The organism is Rhizobium phaseoli (assembly GCF_003985125.1).
GTDB lineage: Bacteria > Pseudomonadota > Alphaproteobacteria > Rhizobiales > Rhizobiaceae > Rhizobium > Rhizobium phaseoli.
The window spans coordinates 30336-45166 of the sequence record NZ_ML133590.1; the positions used below are offsets into that span (position 1 = coordinate 30336).

Annotated in this window: 16 protein-coding genes and 1 pseudogene; 10 read left to right on the forward strand and 7 right to left on the reverse strand. The window is 56.9% G+C overall.

Annotated features, from left to right (window positions below; translation table 11 throughout):
* The first annotated feature begins 36 nt into the window (after positions 1 to 36).
* Genes EFD56_RS27935 through EFD56_RS27950 form a run of 4 tightly spaced genes read left to right on the forward strand, consistent with a single transcriptional unit; the run spans position 37 to position 3295 of the window.
* Complete coding sequence (locus EFD56_RS27935; protein WP_126906858.1) at positions 37 to 771, forward strand: multiubiquitin domain-containing protein; 735 nt, start codon at positions 37 to 39, stop codon at positions 769 to 771.
* Between the two features lie 34 nt (positions 772 to 805).
* Positions 806 to 1294, forward strand: coding sequence for a hypothetical protein (locus tag EFD56_RS27940; protein ID WP_126906859.1), 489 nt, complete (start codon positions 806 to 808; stop codon positions 1292 to 1294).
* Positions 1284 to 1817, forward strand: coding sequence for a Mov34/MPN/PAD-1 family protein (locus EFD56_RS27945; protein WP_126906860.1), 534 nt, complete (start codon positions 1284 to 1286; stop codon positions 1815 to 1817). The genes EFD56_RS27940 and EFD56_RS27945 overlap by 11 nt, the downstream gene beginning before the upstream one ends.
* The gene (locus tag EFD56_RS27950; RefSeq protein WP_126906861.1) at positions 1814 to 3295 is read left to right on the forward strand and encodes a ThiF family adenylyltransferase; all 1482 of its coding nucleotides are present in this window, start codon (positions 1814 to 1816) and stop codon (positions 3293 to 3295) included. Before EFD56_RS27945 ends, EFD56_RS27950 begins: the two co-directional genes overlap by 4 nt.
* 272 nt (positions 3296 to 3567) lie before the next feature.
* On the opposite strand, the gene EFD56_RS33750 is transcribed toward EFD56_RS27950, so the two are convergent.
* Together EFD56_RS33750 and EFD56_RS27960 are read right to left on the reverse strand one after the other, a co-directional pair.
* On the reverse strand, positions 3568 to 3804 hold the full coding sequence (locus tag EFD56_RS33750; protein WP_425376312.1) for an NERD domain-containing protein: 237 nt from the start codon (positions 3802 to 3804) through the stop codon (positions 3568 to 3570).
* A gap of 606 nt (positions 3805 to 4410) precedes the next feature.
* Positions 4411 to 4605, reverse strand: a complete 195-nt coding sequence (locus EFD56_RS27960; RefSeq protein ID WP_206513429.1) for a hypothetical protein — start codon at positions 4603 to 4605, stop codon at positions 4411 to 4413.
* Between the two features lie 250 nt (positions 4606 to 4855).
* Between EFD56_RS27960 and EFD56_RS27965 the strand changes: the two genes are divergently transcribed.
* Entirely contained in the window at positions 4856 to 5146 is a 291-nt protein-coding gene (locus tag EFD56_RS27965) for a type II toxin-antitoxin system Phd/YefM family antitoxin (protein ID WP_012490294.1), read from the forward strand.
* The gene (locus EFD56_RS27970; RefSeq protein ID WP_012490295.1) at positions 5143 to 5520 is read left to right on the forward strand and encodes a type II toxin-antitoxin system VapC family toxin; all 378 of its coding nucleotides are present in this window, start codon (positions 5143 to 5145) and stop codon (positions 5518 to 5520) included. The genes EFD56_RS27965 and EFD56_RS27970 overlap by 4 nt, the downstream gene beginning before the upstream one ends.
* A 65-nt stretch (positions 5521 to 5585) precedes the next feature.
* On the opposite strand, the gene EFD56_RS27975 is transcribed toward EFD56_RS27970, so the two are convergent.
* A complete protein-coding gene (locus EFD56_RS27975; RefSeq protein ID WP_041684114.1) occupies positions 5586 to 6497 on the reverse strand; it encodes a LysR family transcriptional regulator in 912 nt (303 codons plus the stop codon).
* A gap of 226 nt (positions 6498 to 6723) precedes the next feature.
* On the opposite strand from EFD56_RS27975, the gene EFD56_RS27980 reads away from it, so the two are divergent.
* From EFD56_RS27980 to EFD56_RS27995, 4 genes and pseudogenes are all read left to right on the forward strand, one after another.
* Positions 6724 to 7389: an ABC transporter permease subunit gene (locus EFD56_RS27980; protein ID WP_126906863.1), complete on the forward strand. Its 666-nt coding sequence runs from the start codon at positions 6724 to 6726 to the stop codon at positions 7387 to 7389.
* A 4-nt stretch (positions 7390 to 7393) separates the two neighbouring features.
* Positions 7394 to 8135 (forward strand): annotated as a pseudogene (locus EFD56_RS27985) (ABC transporter permease).
* A 33-nt stretch (positions 8136 to 8168) separates the two neighbouring features.
* Positions 8169 to 9014, forward strand: coding sequence for a transporter substrate-binding domain-containing protein (locus EFD56_RS27990; protein WP_012490299.1), 846 nt, complete (start codon positions 8169 to 8171; stop codon positions 9012 to 9014).
* A 46-nt stretch (positions 9015 to 9060) separates the two neighbouring features.
* On the forward strand, positions 9061 to 10296 hold the full coding sequence (locus EFD56_RS27995; protein ID WP_126906865.1) for a CapA family protein: 1236 nt from the start codon (positions 9061 to 9063) through the stop codon (positions 10294 to 10296).
* 80 nt (positions 10297 to 10376) lie between these two features.
* Here EFD56_RS27995 and EFD56_RS28000 read toward each other — a convergent pair whose 3' ends face one another.
* From EFD56_RS28000 to EFD56_RS28015, 4 genes are all read right to left on the reverse strand, one after another.
* The gene (locus EFD56_RS28000) at positions 10377 to 10865 is read right to left on the reverse strand and encodes a helix-turn-helix domain-containing protein (RefSeq protein WP_012490301.1); all 489 of its coding nucleotides are present in this window, start codon (positions 10863 to 10865) and stop codon (positions 10377 to 10379) included.
* A 372-nt stretch (positions 10866 to 11237) separates the two neighbouring features.
* On the reverse strand, positions 11238 to 12644 hold the full coding sequence (locus EFD56_RS28005) for a hypothetical protein (RefSeq protein ID WP_126906866.1): 1407 nt from the start codon (positions 12642 to 12644) through the stop codon (positions 11238 to 11240).
* Between the two features lie 2 nt (positions 12645 to 12646).
* The gene (locus tag EFD56_RS28010; protein WP_012490303.1) at positions 12647 to 13873 is read right to left on the reverse strand and encodes an MFS transporter; all 1227 of its coding nucleotides are present in this window, start codon (positions 13871 to 13873) and stop codon (positions 12647 to 12649) included.
* Between the two features lie 96 nt (positions 13874 to 13969).
* Positions 13970 to 14821: a helix-turn-helix domain-containing protein gene (locus EFD56_RS28015; RefSeq protein ID WP_237358120.1), complete on the reverse strand. Its 852-nt coding sequence runs from the start codon at positions 14819 to 14821 to the stop codon at positions 13970 to 13972.
* Positions 14822 to 14831 lie beyond the last annotated feature (10 nt).

The window sequence follows — 14831 nt, forward strand, 5'->3', positions numbered from 1 at the left end:
AACGCAATGCTTGGAAACCAGTCAATGGAGTAACGAATGATGAGCACTCAAACGCAGAAGCACGAGAAGGCCAACATCGAAATCGCGGGAACGGACCTCTTGTTCCGAACGGTTTCCCTGAATGACGAGAGCCCATCCGGTGGGCAGCTGGCCCACGCAGCGGGTTTTTCCGCGACGCAATACGTCTGCGTGCTGCAGCTGCGGAACGATAAACAGCTCGAGGATGTCCGCACGGTAGAATCGGTGTCCCTCGTGGATGGCCGCCGTTTCATTATCGCCGAAAGTGACCGTTCATACCGCTTGGCCATGGACGGTGAAACCCTCGACTGGCCTAATCGCTTCATCACCGCAGCGACCATTCGCAAGCTGGCCGGGGTACCGAACGACAAGGCAGTCTACCTGGAACATGCAGACACAGCGAACCGCCTGCTCGCCGAGGACGAGATCGTCGATCTTGCCGAACCCGGCGTAGAGAGATTTCGTCGCGGGACGGGCAACCATCCCAAGGAGCAGACCGTCCACGTCAAGCACCTTGGCGAACTGGAGTCGGCGAGCTTCAAGGTTGCCGAGGCCATGACGCTGCAGGCAATTTGGGACCGTGCGTATCAGGAGATCGAGGTAGCACGCGACCCACGCGACGTGTTCCAGTCGGAGGTCCAAGGTCAACCCGTCAACCTGATGGATTACCTCGAGCTTTCCCTCATTGAAGCGCAGAGCCGCGAACTCTGCATGAAAAAGTTCGAGATCGCACCTCGGACGGGTGGGGCTTGATATGGCGTCGCACTCCATACGGCCGAACGTAGACGTGGCAGCCGGAAAGCAGGTGCTGGAACAGCACCTGCCGCGGGTATTACACTTCAAGCAACAGACGATGGAAGAGCTCGGTTGGCGTCTTCACTCCGATAGAACGCTTCTAGTGCCGATGCGCGGCACTGACGGGGGTAACGTCGAGGAATACCTTTTACGTCTGGATTTCCTGACCGGAACGGCTTGGCCTCCGAGCGCGAGATTCGTCAATCCGGAGACATTGGACTACCAGTTGAACATCGATCAGCACCACTTGCCCAAGCTGACGTCCCAAGAGGTGCATATGCATCCGGTCTACACCTCCGCAGACGGACGCTCGCTTCAGCTGATTTGCTGCTCGGCGGTGTTCCAGTACTATGATGTTGTCCACGGGGGCAATGACAGCATCCTCTGGCGCGATACCGACACGTTCTTGAGGACCATCAGCGCTATCGAGCGCGCCCTGGCCACCCACTACGCCGGGAGGTTCGAACGCCATGCAGGATGAAGATTTCCTACGTCGCCCGGCCGCGCCCCAGCCCTACTCGCTGACGCCGGCGATACTGTATCTGTCGTCGGACGCTGTGCATGCCACCCATAAGCTGCTTCAGCGTGCCGGACGGAACGAATCCTGCGTATTCTGGTATGGTGAGCGGCATGGCGACAACGCCTCCGTTCACTCCATCCGCGCGCCCGTTCAGAGGTCGCGTCGAGGGAACTACCACGTCGAGCCGGAATCGATGAGCGAGATGGTCCGCGACCTGCGGGCCGCATGGCGGCCGCTGGCTCAGATACATAGTCATCCGGGCGTGGAGGTCGAGCATTCCCGCTATGACGATGCGATGGTGTCGAGCCGCAGGATATTATCAATCGTCTTCCCTTATTACGGCAGGCCCATTGCCAATTGGCCGTCCGATATCGGCGTGCACGAGTGGCAGCTCAACTACTGGCACATGTTGTCCTCAGCTGACGCCATGGCGAGGGTGCGACTTCGGGAATTCGCTGATGTGGAGGTGAGGGATTTTCGATGACCGATTTTGACCTTGGAGATCGTCACCATCGCGCCGTTTCAGGGCTTGGCGCACATGCGGAGCCAAAGACCGTGAAGATACGCGCGGGCTTGGTCGACGACGACCTTCCGCGCCAGCATCTACTCGTCTGCCTCGTCAATCTGCTTGTCCGTCTTCACGGTTCGGTCGAAAGCGTTCAGCTCGAGGTGGACGGCAATATTGCGGTGGCAATGCCGCACATGGCCCCGCCTTGCGATGCACTTCACGCAATGGACAACCTGGCGACTTGGGCGAACGGCGGCCGCATCCCTGTGCGGGTGGCGACAGGCCCGGCCGACATCACCATCGACATCGGCAGCGAACCTGCGGCAGATGCAGACCTCTATGCCTTTGGAGCAGGATGGAAGGCTTGGGTCGGCCGCGCTCCCGCGTCGTTAGCGCAGGATGACGCGGCACCCGGCTGCCTGGGTCCCTATTTTGCCGCCTCTATGGTCGCCGCCGAAGTGTTCAAAATTAGCAGAGGCTTGCTCAAGGGGCGCTTCGCGACCGACGATGCCTATTCTCTCTGGGATGTCTGCAGCGGACGTTGGGATGAGCTGGCGGATGGGCCGCCTCTGCGCGACCTCACACTGCCGAGCCTTTACCTCATCGGCGCCGGCGCCGTTGGCCAGGGTTTCATCCAGGTACTTGGAGCTTCTCAGATTCCCGGCGGCTTTCTCGTGACCATCGATCACGATCATCACGATGCCGAGGGAACGAACCTGAACCGCTGCTTCCTTGCGGGCGTCGAAGACGTCCTCCACCCTAAGGTCGATGCCGTCAAACGCTACCGCAATCTGACGGCTCTAGCGGGATACGAATTCCCGGGCAGTCTGACGGATTACCTTATGAGCGAAAAAGTCGGCCTGCCGAACGATCTCGTTTCATCGGAACGCCAGAGCGCTTATGACATTGTCGTGTCGGCAGTGGACATCAACAGTTCGCGCCTGGATATCCAGGGGGTGCTACCGGGCCTCGTCATCGGCGGCAGCACCGACGGCCTTCGTGCCCAATCGGCGCTGTACGGCATTGTTCCCGGCAGCGAATGCCTCGGCTGCTGGAATGCAGCCGAGGACGAAAAGCTAAAGGCAATTGCCATCGAAGCCGAACTGAGGGAGATGACAGTTGACCACCAGCGCGAACGGTTGACCGGGATTGTCGATGACGTCGAGGCGGCGCTCGCGTACCTCGCGACGCCGAAACCCCGTTGCGGCCAATTGGGGGAGTCGGAGGTGCGCGCCTTCGCCACTGCTGTGTCGCCGGAATTCTCGGTTTCATTCGTCTCGCTGGCTGCCGCCGTCATGACCGCGGCAAAACTGTTCGCGGTCATGAACGATCGCGAGGTGATCCGGAGCCGTCCCGCGAAAGCGATATTTGTGTTCAGAAACCTCGAATGCGTCGAAACGACAACGGCGCGTCGCCCAACTTGCCCGTACTGCATGCCCTCTCTACGCCCGTAGCTGCGGGCTGATCGGAAATTATCGTGCCGATATCGCGCCGTCGCGGAACGACAATTCTTGGCCTGATGGCAGCAGTGATTTAGGCTGGCCGGCGCCGGGAATTTGAAAGCTCGGCCCGCATTCAGTGGGCGGTAACACGGCACATCCTCTCGAGTTGGTTGCTTGGTTGGTCGGTTTTTTCGGCAAAAAATTTTTGGGCAAAAAAGCTGTCATCTAGGACTAATCATCGTGACATTTGGCCTTTTAAACCGCTGGCCTTCCAGTTTTTTGGGTCAAATCAAGTGGCGTGCTACACCTCTCCCGACCACCCAGTGGCTGCCTTCGTACCTGATCGACTTTGCCCAGCCCTTGCTCTCGACCAGAAGCACGCGGTCATCGGCAAGGATGATCAAGTCCATTTCAACTGGCCGATCATGTCCTGGAAAAATATTGCAGTCCTGTGTAAAATACCCAGTGTGCGGCAGATGCTCGTCGAGTTCGCTGACGCCTTTGATTTCCCGTGGGTGCATGCCTTCACTGGCCAGGTATCTGATCTCGCGCCGTCGCAAATTGCTGCGAAGTCCCGCTGCGGCAGCTTTATTTCGCTTCTGATTCAATGGCGCCCCTCCGAAAAACGCATGACGATTACATTAGGCACTTTCCGCGCGTCGGGGCCCCTAGAGGTGAAAAAATCCCACTCTTTAATAGGCAAGTCGCTGCTAAGCATTGTCAGCGCAGTTTTACTGAGCGAGCTGCGTAAACGATCTCCCGCATTGGGTATAGCGGCAAACACCATCGGCTGAACCGTCGCGGAGCGCTTCGCCGAGACATTGCTCGGCTGAAGTGACCGGCGAAGGGACGATCGCCGCCAGGAAACCATTGCACGCTTAAACTCGCAACCTTAGATCTCGAGATCTTGCCACAAGCCAACGATGCTGACTGCAACGCATCCTCGATGGGATTTGGGAAGCTACCGGATTTCAGACAATGTGATCGCCGCCATCCAGCGTCAGCAGATGTCGCGGTATTTCACTCCTTAAAACAGAGCACGATATCCGACCCCCAGGCGCGCCGGCTACGAAGTCGTGGCCGCGGAAGGGACGGGAGCCGTGGGCCGACAATGCCTGGCCGGGCGGCTACGCCGAGATAGGCCGGCGGGTTTTCATTACGTCGCGGGCGATTGTCAGTTTATGGGTCGGAGTGGTGTCGTCGTCCAGAACGAGGTCTTCCAGATGCACCAGTTCGCGATTGATCCACAACGAGGCGAAGCTCGACGAATGGGGTCCGTTCGATGAAGCCGCTTCCGACCAAGGCACGGGCGATTCGCTCATCGAGGCCTGCGTCCGAAATCGGTGCAACCAGCTGTGCATGGGCAGATCCGCAAGATCGTAAAATATTGAAATCGTAGTAAGCAATTCATTTATCCGAAATTATCATGCAATTCGCTTCCGCCATCCATTGTGAATTTGCGATGCGCTTGTCGCTTCCGATAAGCAATGCTTATCGGAAGTGACGTGTACAGATGGCTTGTACGCTGACGTTCAGGATGCTATTTTGCCTTTAGAGCTAGCGGAGTGCCCGATGCCCCAGACCAGCTACAAGATCAGCGAAGCCCGCAAAAACTTCGCCGAGGTGCTCGAACGGGCTAACCAGGGCGAGGAAATTGTCATCATGCGCGGCAATGAAGTTTATGCCCGCATCGGCCCGGCCGACGGCGGCAAGCGGCCGTTCGGGCTGCTGCGCCAGCGCGGCCTGCCGGATGATCTGTTTGACGATGTCGATACCGAACAGGCGGCGATCGATGCCGGCGACTTCAACGACGACGTCGGCGTCTGGCAGGGCAAGGCGGCCGATCACGAGTTCAAGGCATGAAGGTGCTGCTCGACAGCCACGCCGTCTACTGGTGGACGATCGGCAGCGGCCGGCTGTCCGACAAGGCCCGGCGACTGATCGAGGACAAGGCCAACAACGTCCTGGTCAGCGCGGTCTCCTTCTACGAGCTCGACAACAAGATGCGGCTGAAGAAGCTCGACCTGAAGCCGCAGGAATTGCGCGCCGCGGTCACCGCCAGCGGTTTGCAGACGCTTGGCATCAGCGATCTGCATGCCGAGTTGGCAGCGAGCTTTGATTGGGATCACCGCGATCCCTGGGATCGCATCTTGGCCGCCCAGACGCGGCTGGAGCACTGCGCTTTCGTCTCGACCGATGTGGTTTTCGATGCGATTTTACATGAGCGGGTTTGGTGAGTGCAATGACGATGAAGAAGACAACCAGACCAAAGGCTTAATGACCGCGTCTCGATTGCGATCCATCAAGCAGCTTGATCCGTCGGGCCCATGGCCAGCTGTTCCGCTGCAAATCTAAGGCTATCACTTAGCTTTCGATCTTTTTGCCAGACGACAACATAGTGATATACCGCCCCTGGAAGGAACCGTCGGAACTCGATGCCGAAATTGGCATATTCCTTCGCAACAATCTCATTCGTAATCGAGACGCCGATCCCGGCCGTGACAAATCCGATATCATGGCCGTTGGAGTCATATTCCACTACAATCTCGGGTGCGGCTCCAAGATATCGAAGCGCATTGACGCTCATTTGATGAGACGCGAACTGGGGGTCGATGTCGATGATGGCCTCACCGATAAGATCTTCGGCGGTAACCATCTCCTGCATTGCAAATCGGTGATTCTCCGGGAAGAGACACACGTTCGTGGCCGAGCCAATCGGCATCCAATCAAGGATGCGTTCGTCAATCGGCAATCGCGAGATGCCAAGATCCACGCGGCCGTTTAATACATGCTCTGCGATCTGTTGATATGTGCCTGTTTTTACCTGAACAGTATAAGAACGGCTTTTCTCGCGGATCCTTTTGACGACCCTCGGCAAGGTTACGAATGAAAAGGCGCTTGGAGCCGCGATGCCGATCAGACGGGTATCGTTGTTCCGCAGAAATTCGATTGACGGTCCAATTCGATCAAGTCCCGCAAAAGCCGCATCAATCGTGCGCAGAAATTCCCATGCCTTGGCCGTCGGAATCAGTCTGTTGTTCTCACGGCGGAAGAGCGCGAAACCGAGCGCCTCCTCAAGCTGCTTGACGTTTTGGCTGACCGCCGGCTGTGTTATCCGCAGCACCTGTGCTGCAAGCCTTTCCGAGCCGGCACGCATGACCTCGCGCAAGATTTGAAGCTGGCGAATCCTCACTCCGGAGCCAGTGATATCCATGACCAAAGATCCCTTAGTGTCGTCGAGCACCTCAGACTGATAAGCCCTGCTTATCGAAAGTTCTCGTATCTTATAAATTGACGGCGTCAAGTCAAAGTATATTTTTGGATCAAGTTGGCCCTAATCGCGAGTTAAATTAATATATGTCGTCGCCTTAGGGTTAAAATGAACACCCAATGCATGCATCGGTGTAGTCTTATTTATTATTACTCGGAGGAGCGGCGAATTGCACGGTTTTATTGGTCAGTTCGTCATCGGCCTGAAGAACACGTTGCTCGTCTTCTTCTTAAGCTGCATGCTTGGAACCATATTGGGGTTGCTGATCGCAATTCTCCGGAACTCACCCCGAACGTCGATTGCAGCTTGCATGCGAGCCTATACGGGGGTCATCCGCGGTGTCCCCGAACTCCTCATCATTCTGCTCATGTATTTCGGGGGAACTGCGCTCTTAAGTGCAGCTGTCGGCCGCTACATCGAGATCAATGCGTTCGCGGCCGGTGTCACGGCATTAACGGTGGTATTCAGTGGATACGCGGCGGAGATATTTCGTGGAGCAATCAACGCTGTTGCACCTGGTCAACGAGAGGCCGCGATAGCGCTTGGGCTTTCGCGCTGGCAAATCTGGTTTCTGATCATCATTCCCCAGATGATCCCTATCGCTTTGCCTGCTTTCTGCAACCTTTGTATCTCATTGATAAAGGATACGTCCCTGATCTCCGTTGTCGGGCTGACGGACGTCATGCGCGTCGCTTATATAGGGGCGGGTTCGTTGCGTACTCCCCTTCCCTTCTACCTCGCAGCGTCTGCGATCTATCTAACCCTCACAAGCCTTTCTCTGCTTTCGTTCCGGCTGGTCGAACGCCGGTACGCGCTCCCGCTGGTGAAAGGTTGAAGCGATGGATACCGCTATCGCATTGGAAGCGCTTATCACCCTTCCCCGCGGGCTCATTCTCACTTTGGCTCTGACATTCGCATCGCTTGCCGCAGGTTTTGTGGTTTCGATCCCGCTTGGCTTCCTGCGGGCGTCATCCAATCCATGGGCCTCCGCACCGGTCCTGGCATATACCTATTGCTTCCGCGGCACGCCGCTGCTGGTACAGCTTTTCCTGATCTACTATGGGATCGGTCAGCTTCCCCTCGTCCGCCAGAGCTTTCTCTGGCCCGTGATGCGAGAACCATTCTGGTGCGCATTCATTGCGTTCACCTTGAACAGCGCCGCCCATACCACGGAGATCCTGCGCGGTGGAATCCAGGCGGTCCCGCGTGGACAGGTCGAAGCGGCCAAAGCCTTGGGCCTATCCAGCTTCCATACCGCCCGCTTGATCGTGTTCCCGCTGACGATCCGCATTGCTCTTCCAGCCTATGTGAACGAAGTGATCGGATTGCTAAAAGCAAGTTCTCTTGCCAGCACCATCACCCTGCTTGAGATGACCGGTCTCGCGCGGCAGCTCGTGTCGCAGACATTTGCGCCATACGAGGTCTTCGTTGTCGCCGGCGCTTTCTACCTAATGTTTACCCTCCTGATCATGCAATCATTTCAGATGCTTGAGCTGCGCTGGGCGCGCGCGAGCAGTTCGCCGGCGCCGGCGCGATCACTCTGAGCGAGCGCGGCGAAAGCCATCGCTCGCTCCACAGTAACTCGCCGCAAACTAAACCAAGAGGACCATCGCCATGAAACGAATAATCGCGCTTTCCCTATGTGTTCTTGTCATCTGCGCCAACAACGCAGTAGCGATGGACAGGAAGACACTCACTATCGCCTCAGAAGGCGCTTCACCGCCCTGGAACGCAATCGCCGCGGACGGCCAGTTGGCCGGCTTTGACGTCGATGTCGGCCGCGATCTCTGCCGGCGGATGAATGTTGAATGCACTTTCGTGCCCCAGGACTGGGACGGGATCATACCGGCACTGACCGTTGGAAAGTTCGACGCGATCATGTCAGGCATGGCGATAACCGAGAAGCGGAAGAAATCGATCGCGTTCTCCACACCCTATGCCGGAGGCTTCAACCAGCTCGTTATACGCAAGGACCTGAATCTCCCCACAACGGATACATCGGCCAAGCTCGATCTGACAAGCATCGACGCCGAAAAGCGGGCGCTCATCGATCAGCTTCAAGCGGCGCTTACGGGCAAAACCCTGGGCGTGCTGCGATCTTCGAATTCAGAAGCGGTGCTCAACGAGCTGTTCGGCAAAGTCGCGACGATCAGAAGCTACGACTCCCAGGACAATATGCATCTCGATCTCGTGGCTGAGCGAATCGACGGCGGCCTTGCAGACTATTTCACCTGGAAAACCTTCCTCGATAGCAACGACGGCGGGATCGCAATGTTGTACGGCCCAGAGCTCTCCGGAGGCCTTTGGGGACCGGGCGTCGGCGTCGGACTTCGGCAAGATGATCACGAGCTCATTGCCGCATTCGACAGTGCAATCGAGGCCGCCACGCGAGACGGAACGTTGAAGCGGCTGAGCGAACGATGGTTCGATATCGACGTTTCACCGCACGTATCGAAGTAGAAGCCCGTTCCGTAATTAATAAACCCGAAAGCCAAAGGCAGACCTTATGTCCGCACTCTTTTCCGTCGCTGTTACGGGTCAATCACTCATTCGCCATGATCTCAGAGCGATAAGCGATCCCCGGCTCATTGACATCACCCAGATCTTGAAGGCCAGCGATCTTGCTTTTACCAATCTTGAAACGACCATTTACGGTCGTCATGGAGGCTGGCCGCTCAAGGGCATCTATTTCGGCGCCTCGGCGCCGCAGGTTCTAGCAGCATTAAAGGGGCTTGGCTTCAATAGCCTGGCTTTGGCAAACAACCATGCTTTTGATCTTGGTCCCCCGGGTATCCTGTCGACACTGGAGGAAGTTGCGGCACGAGACTTCCTTCACGCCGGTATCGGTATTGACATGCGTCATGCCACCAAGGCTCAGAAAAAGCAGTTCGGATCTCGAACGGTCGCCCTGGTCGCGATGGATGCAGGCCCGGGGCCGTCCTTCATGTATGCCGAGGACGCAAGCGAGGGCCGGATGGCAAGGCCGGGCGTCAACAGGCTTAACGTCTCCAGGGTGTTCGAATTGGAAGCGGACACATTCAATGTGCTTCGCTCCATCCAGGACCAGTTTCAAAGCTCGCCGTTGGAGCGGGCGAACTATGCGCAGCCGGAGGACCCACCTGCCTTGAACGGCCCAGACGACATTGACTTCTATGGAACGATATTTCGCAGATCCGATCAGACCGTTCGCCGCGTCGTGGTGGATAGACACAGCGCATCGGCTCAGCTTTCGGCAATCGCGGAAGAGGCAGGCCGCGATGCGTTCGTCATCGTCTATCTGCATCATCATCATTGGGAACCCAACTGGCAGCAAGTCCCGTCCTGGGTCCGGGAATTCGCGCAGGATTGCGTGAACGCAGGCGCAAGCCTCTTTGTCAGCCATGGCGCTCCTGTCCTTCAGGCGGTTGAGATCTATCGAAACAGGCCCATTTTTTACGGCCTCGGAAACTTTATCTTCCATACCGATGACCAGGCGCGAGAATGGAGCCCGCCTGAAGTTTGGAAGAGTGTCATCGCGACCTGCGATTTCGGCCCTGGCGGACGGGTGGAAGATATCAGCTTACGCCCGATCGTGATCGGTGGAACCGAGCCATTATCGGATCCCGCGCGTGATCGCCTTCTCTTTCCAGTGCTCGCCGATCGGGCCATGGCGGCAGACATTCTTGACGATCTTGCCAGACGTTGTGCTGACTTTGGCACTGTGCTGGCTCTAGAGAACGGTATCGGCCGGATCGCTCTCTAGATAACAAACGGAAACGCGATGCGGGGCCGGCATCCGGCTCGACAACCAGCGGGGCCGCGGCTGCCCTTTTTTCTGTTCTCCTAGCGACCAACGTCCGACTGTTCTTTCATCTCTTCATCGACAATCGAGCTGACGAGTGCAACCACGCGACTGCGCACACGGGCCGGAAGCAGCAAAACGTCTTCTATCAGACGTCTCCCTTCCGCGGTGGAGATGTATGCAATCCTGTCGTCGATCTTCGTTGCGTGTATAGCGTCCTGAGAGGTTTCGGGATCTGGAAGGCCCTCGAAAAACTTTGAAACCGGAATCTTGAGGCAATTGGCAAGCTCATAGAGCATGGAGGCACTGACGCGGTTTTTTCCACTTTCATATTTCTGAACCTGCTGCAGGCTGACGCCGATGCCGGCGCCAAGATCGCCTAGCGATACATCTGACTGCATTCGGCGGATACGGATCTGCTGTCCGACGTGGAGATCGACCGGATGTGCCGACTCGCGTGCGATACTCGACTGCGCAGCCGGCGCTCGCGTCGATGATCGGACTTGGGTGGCTGCTGTACGGCGATTCATAGTCGACACCCCGTGTGGAGAGTTTCACGCGGTGCGCCCCCGCGGAATAACTCGCTCAACCCACTGATCGGGGAGTTAGAACACCGTGCTAGACGGCCCTATGGCCTTTAGTCCCGAGGAACCTGGACATACGCCACAGGCTCCCCGACCTCAAAGGTCAAGGAGTGCGGTGCCGTACCGGCCGGCACCAACCGCTAGCAGGGGGTTCTAATCCCCAAGGCAGCGCGTACTGCCTCGCCGAAAAGATAGTAGAAATCCGGTTGTGACGCAACTGAATTCATCACAAGATTCAATGGTTTCACCTCGCAAGGCGCGTGTGCTTTGAGAGCGGGAAACTCCCGCATCCACCGACGAAGCGATGGATTAGTACGATCAGGAAAATGCCCATTTCGGGCAGCTTCTGTTCGCCTTCCCACAGGAATATGCCATTCTCAATTCGGCCCATAGCGGATCGTCCGTGAAGCTCGAGAGAGGTCCTGAGGCGTCAGCGATACTCATCTGGCCAAAATGATCGAGAAGGGTTTCTACTCCGTCTTGACCAAGCGTATTCAGCAACGAAAATGGCTCGCAAAGCGAGGATATTATTCGATGACCCCAGATGCCGGGCCGGTCGTCCTCCGACAGCGTATTGAGAAGCTGCGCATCATGATCGTTGCTCCTCAAAGCGTCGCAGAATGCCCATCGCATCAGGGGGTAATAAATCGTATGTCGACTTCCACCCAAAACACGCACGCCAGGCAAGATCGACGTGACGATGAACATCAGCAGAAGGTTCGGCACGATCCGGCCATTCTCCAGGGCTTCAACAAGACTTGCCGCTGAAAATTCAACACGGATATCGTCCGACGCATGCGACTGGAGAACAGCACCATCCAACCAAAGTGGAACGAGCCGCCCGTCAATGCAGCCCCAAAAGAAATGCGTCGAGTTCTTCAGCCAACCTCGCCAGGCCGTTTCGGCGAGTTGATCGATACGAGAGAGCATCTGCATTGCAAATTGCTTGTCCTCGATCAGTCGGGTTCGCAGCCAGGACTGCTCGTCGGCAAGATGGTCCGCGACCAGATCACCGACATCGCTGTCATCGAGTTGAAGAAAGTCGATCTGGCTGTCGAAATAGCGCTTCCAGAGATGCAGGTTCGCAGCCTTGATCGCATCCGCCGCCGAGGAGAATTCGTCAGCGGGCAAAATTCCGCGCAAGCATGAAACTGCTTCCGAGTCGGGGCCAGGCCTATCGACATTTTGAAGGTGGAAGCTGTAGCGGTTGTTTCTTCCCAGGATGCTATACGGGATCATCTTGCTGCGCGAGAGACCAAACACATTGATCGCCTGACCATCGATTTGCAGCCAGGCTGGGCCTTTGCGGCCTCGCTCCACGAACTTCACCGTCGAACAACCATACGAGATGTAGCACCTCCTGCCGTGGGAGCGGATCCCCATCAGTGAGAACAGATGGGTGTAAAATGCATCGGGCTCGATCGACAAATGAAGATGAGGACCGCACTGCAGCACCGGCGCGATCTCAATCTCGCTCTCAAATCGGGATATTTGTTCCTCCGAGAACCCGCAGCGCCGCGCGGTATTTCCGATCCGCGACCGCATTAGCGACATGGCCTGATTTCGTTCGGGACACTCAGATCGGTGGGGATTAATGGAAAATGCGGCCTTGGCATACTCGTTCAGCAGTGCCGTCTCAAACTGTCGGACCCAAGGGAACAGTTCAAATATGAGAGACAGAATGTCCCTTTTGGATACCAGCTGCCTGTCGAATGATGTTTCCATCCTCAGACAAGCCGGCTCTCGAGCGGCTCTCCCCTATCCCTCCTGAAATAAATGAAAAGCGCGGTGGCGACCATCAGCACCCCGAACAGGCCGAAAATCTCCGACGGCAGAATCCTGTCTCCGGCGACGGCGATGACGCCATACGCCAAAAGCCCGATCGCCACGCAGATCGTGTGGATCTGGCTTCGCGCCCGCCCCAGCATGCCGATCGGAACGGTCGATTGAACCCGTACGTCGATCAGAACCCGGGCGATATTGTAGCTCAAGCCCAAAGCAATCATTTGAACGAGGGCAATCGGATAGCTTTGGAGAACCAAAAAACCAGACAGAATGATGCCGCCGAGTACCAAATGGAAAAGCAGGCTGTGCCGTCGCCAAAGCGCATTTCCAAAAGGAAAGGCTGCGCAACCCGCGATCGAACCCAGGGCCCAGGCCGCCTCGAGATAGCCGAACTGCAGCGCTGAGCCCTTGAGTTCATGGATCACATAGGCGGAGCCGAGAACGCTGACGAGCATGCCCATTGCATAAATCAACGCGTATATAACAGCGATGGCCTTCAGTGGATGCAGGGTGAAGGTCGTCGGCAGAAGCTCCAGCCGACAAATTCCTTTCCTCTTCCAGCCATAATGGGAGAAAGGCTGCGGCGGTTGGCCGAGTAGCGCCAGCAGTCCTAACAGTGACAGGAGGAAAAATGCGCTTGGCAGGAGCGGCGTCAAATCCCGTTCGATGGCGGTTAGGGTGAACCCCGTCACGATGGCGGCGATCAGATTGCCGGCCTGCATGGCGATGTAAGAGACCGAATTGAACGACTTGAGATTTTCGGAGGTCACGACAGATGGAATTATAGCCTGCAGCGCTGTCGAATGCGTCCGGTCAATCACTCCAAAGATGATCCACGATACGTAGAGAACGACGAGTGGGTCGCCGAATAAGAACCCGCTTCCGGTCGACAACATCAGAAACAGCCTCGATAGATCACATCCGATACAGACGAATCGGCGGTCAAATCGATCGACCAGCGCGCCGCCGACATTACTCGTCAGCAATTCAGCGGCACTGCCGAGCGCCAGAAAAATGGACAGAGCGTTCGCGCCGTTGCTGACATCGGTGGCAATCCAAGCCACCATCACGAAGTAGGCATTGCGGCCAGTTGCGGAAGCCACAACGCAAAACAGATAGAATCTGCGTGCCGCATTTCGCCTCGTAAAGCCGCCAAACAACATTCCCATTCCGTCAGCCCCCTGTCAGGTTCGTGAGGACATGCTATTCGTCTCGGTGGGCGGCGGCTTTCATGAATTTGATATTATTTCTAGCTCGGAGCCGGGCTATTCCCTCCAGAGAGCCCGATACTCCTGGGGTGAAAACCCCGTCTCACGGCGAAATCTGGTCGAGAGGTGACTGCCGCTGGAGTAGCCACAGTTGATCGCCACCTCTGTCACGCTCATCGTCGTCGAGCGGAGATAGTCGCACGCCCGTTCGAGGCGGCGCTGGTTATAGAAGCCATAGGGCGTCGAGCCTTGTGACTGCTTGAAGGCACGGGAGAAATGTTCGTAGGTCATCCCCGCTTCTTGAGCCAGCCCTCGCACGCTCGGGGGTCGATCGATATAGGCCTCAATTCGGTCGATCGCCCTCTTGAGAACCCTGGGTGACAGTCCTCCTCGAGACACCCTGCCGGACGTGTGGGAGCGGCGCTGCAGAAGTCCAAAGATCGCGACCAGGTGCCCTTCAACGATCAGATCCCTTATGGAATCTTCATTCGAAAGTTCGCCCGCAATCTGCCGCGCCAGGCATTGGATCGGCAGATCTTTAAAACCGAGTTCCGGACGCAAGGTGCCTGCAGCCGGCAGCCTCGCGGAGAGGCTGGCGAAAAACTCCCGCGCTATCGTTATCATGAGATAGCAGCCCTCGGTATCTCCTTCATCCCAACCGCTCCAACGGCAGCCAGGCGGAACGTAAACGAGCGAGCCGTCGGGACGCGGAGTGAATTCGACTTTACGCCCATTGAGGTAGTTTTCGCCGGATTTCGCGGCACCCCGTATGTTCAAGAAGATTAGGTGGTCGTCCGCGAGAACGTCGATAGTCTGTCGTCCCAGGCCGCGGCGGCGAACGACATCAGCGCGGGCATTACTCCAAAGGCCTTGTTTGTGAAGGATGATCTCGCCTTGTGACCTTTTCATTCTTTCGGGT

Bases quoted from the DNA above. Each gene is read 5' to 3' on its own strand.
- EFD56_RS28005 (WP_126906866.1), bottom strand. From the start codon at position 12,644: ATGGAAACATCATTCGACAGGCAGCTGGTATCCAAAAGGGACATTCTG.
- EFD56_RS27970 (WP_012490295.1), top strand. From the start codon at position 5,143: ATGAAGGTGCTGCTCGACAGCCACGCCGTCTACTGGTGGACGATCGGC.
- EFD56_RS27975 (WP_041684114.1), bottom strand. From the start codon at position 6,497: ATGGATATCACTGGCTCCGGAGTGAGGATTCGCCAGCTTCAAATCTTG.
- EFD56_RS28015 (WP_237358120.1), bottom strand. From the start codon at position 14,821: ATGAAAAGGTCACAAGGCGAGATCATCCTTCACAAACAAGGCCTTTGG.
- EFD56_RS27990 (WP_012490299.1), top strand. From the start codon at position 8,169: ATGAAACGAATAATCGCGCTTTCCCTATGTGTTCTTGTCATCTGCGCC.
- EFD56_RS27945 (WP_126906860.1), top strand. From the start codon at position 1,284: ATGCAGGATGAAGATTTCCTACGTCGCCCGGCCGCGCCCCAGCCCTAC.
- EFD56_RS27935 (WP_126906858.1), top strand. From the start codon at position 37: ATGATGAGCACTCAAACGCAGAAGCACGAGAAGGCCAACATCGAAATC.
- EFD56_RS33750 (WP_425376312.1), bottom strand. From the start codon at position 3,804: ATGCACCCACGGGAAATCAAAGGCGTCAGCGAACTCGACGAGCATCTG.
- EFD56_RS28010 (WP_012490303.1), bottom strand. From the start codon at position 13,873: ATGGGAATGTTGTTTGGCGGCTTTACGAGGCGAAATGCGGCACGCAGA.
- EFD56_RS28000 (WP_012490301.1), bottom strand. From the start codon at position 10,865: ATGAATCGCCGTACAGCAGCCACCCAAGTCCGATCATCGACGCGAGCG.
- EFD56_RS27960 (WP_206513429.1), bottom strand. From the start codon at position 4,605: ATGAGCGAATCGCCCGTGCCTTGGTCGGAAGCGGCTTCATCGAACGGA.
- EFD56_RS27950 (WP_126906861.1), top strand. From the start codon at position 1,814: ATGACCGATTTTGACCTTGGAGATCGTCACCATCGCGCCGTTTCAGGG.
- EFD56_RS27995 (WP_126906865.1), top strand. From the start codon at position 9,061: ATGTCCGCACTCTTTTCCGTCGCTGTTACGGGTCAATCACTCATTCGC.
- EFD56_RS27965 (WP_012490294.1), top strand. From the start codon at position 4,856: ATGCCCCAGACCAGCTACAAGATCAGCGAAGCCCGCAAAAACTTCGCC.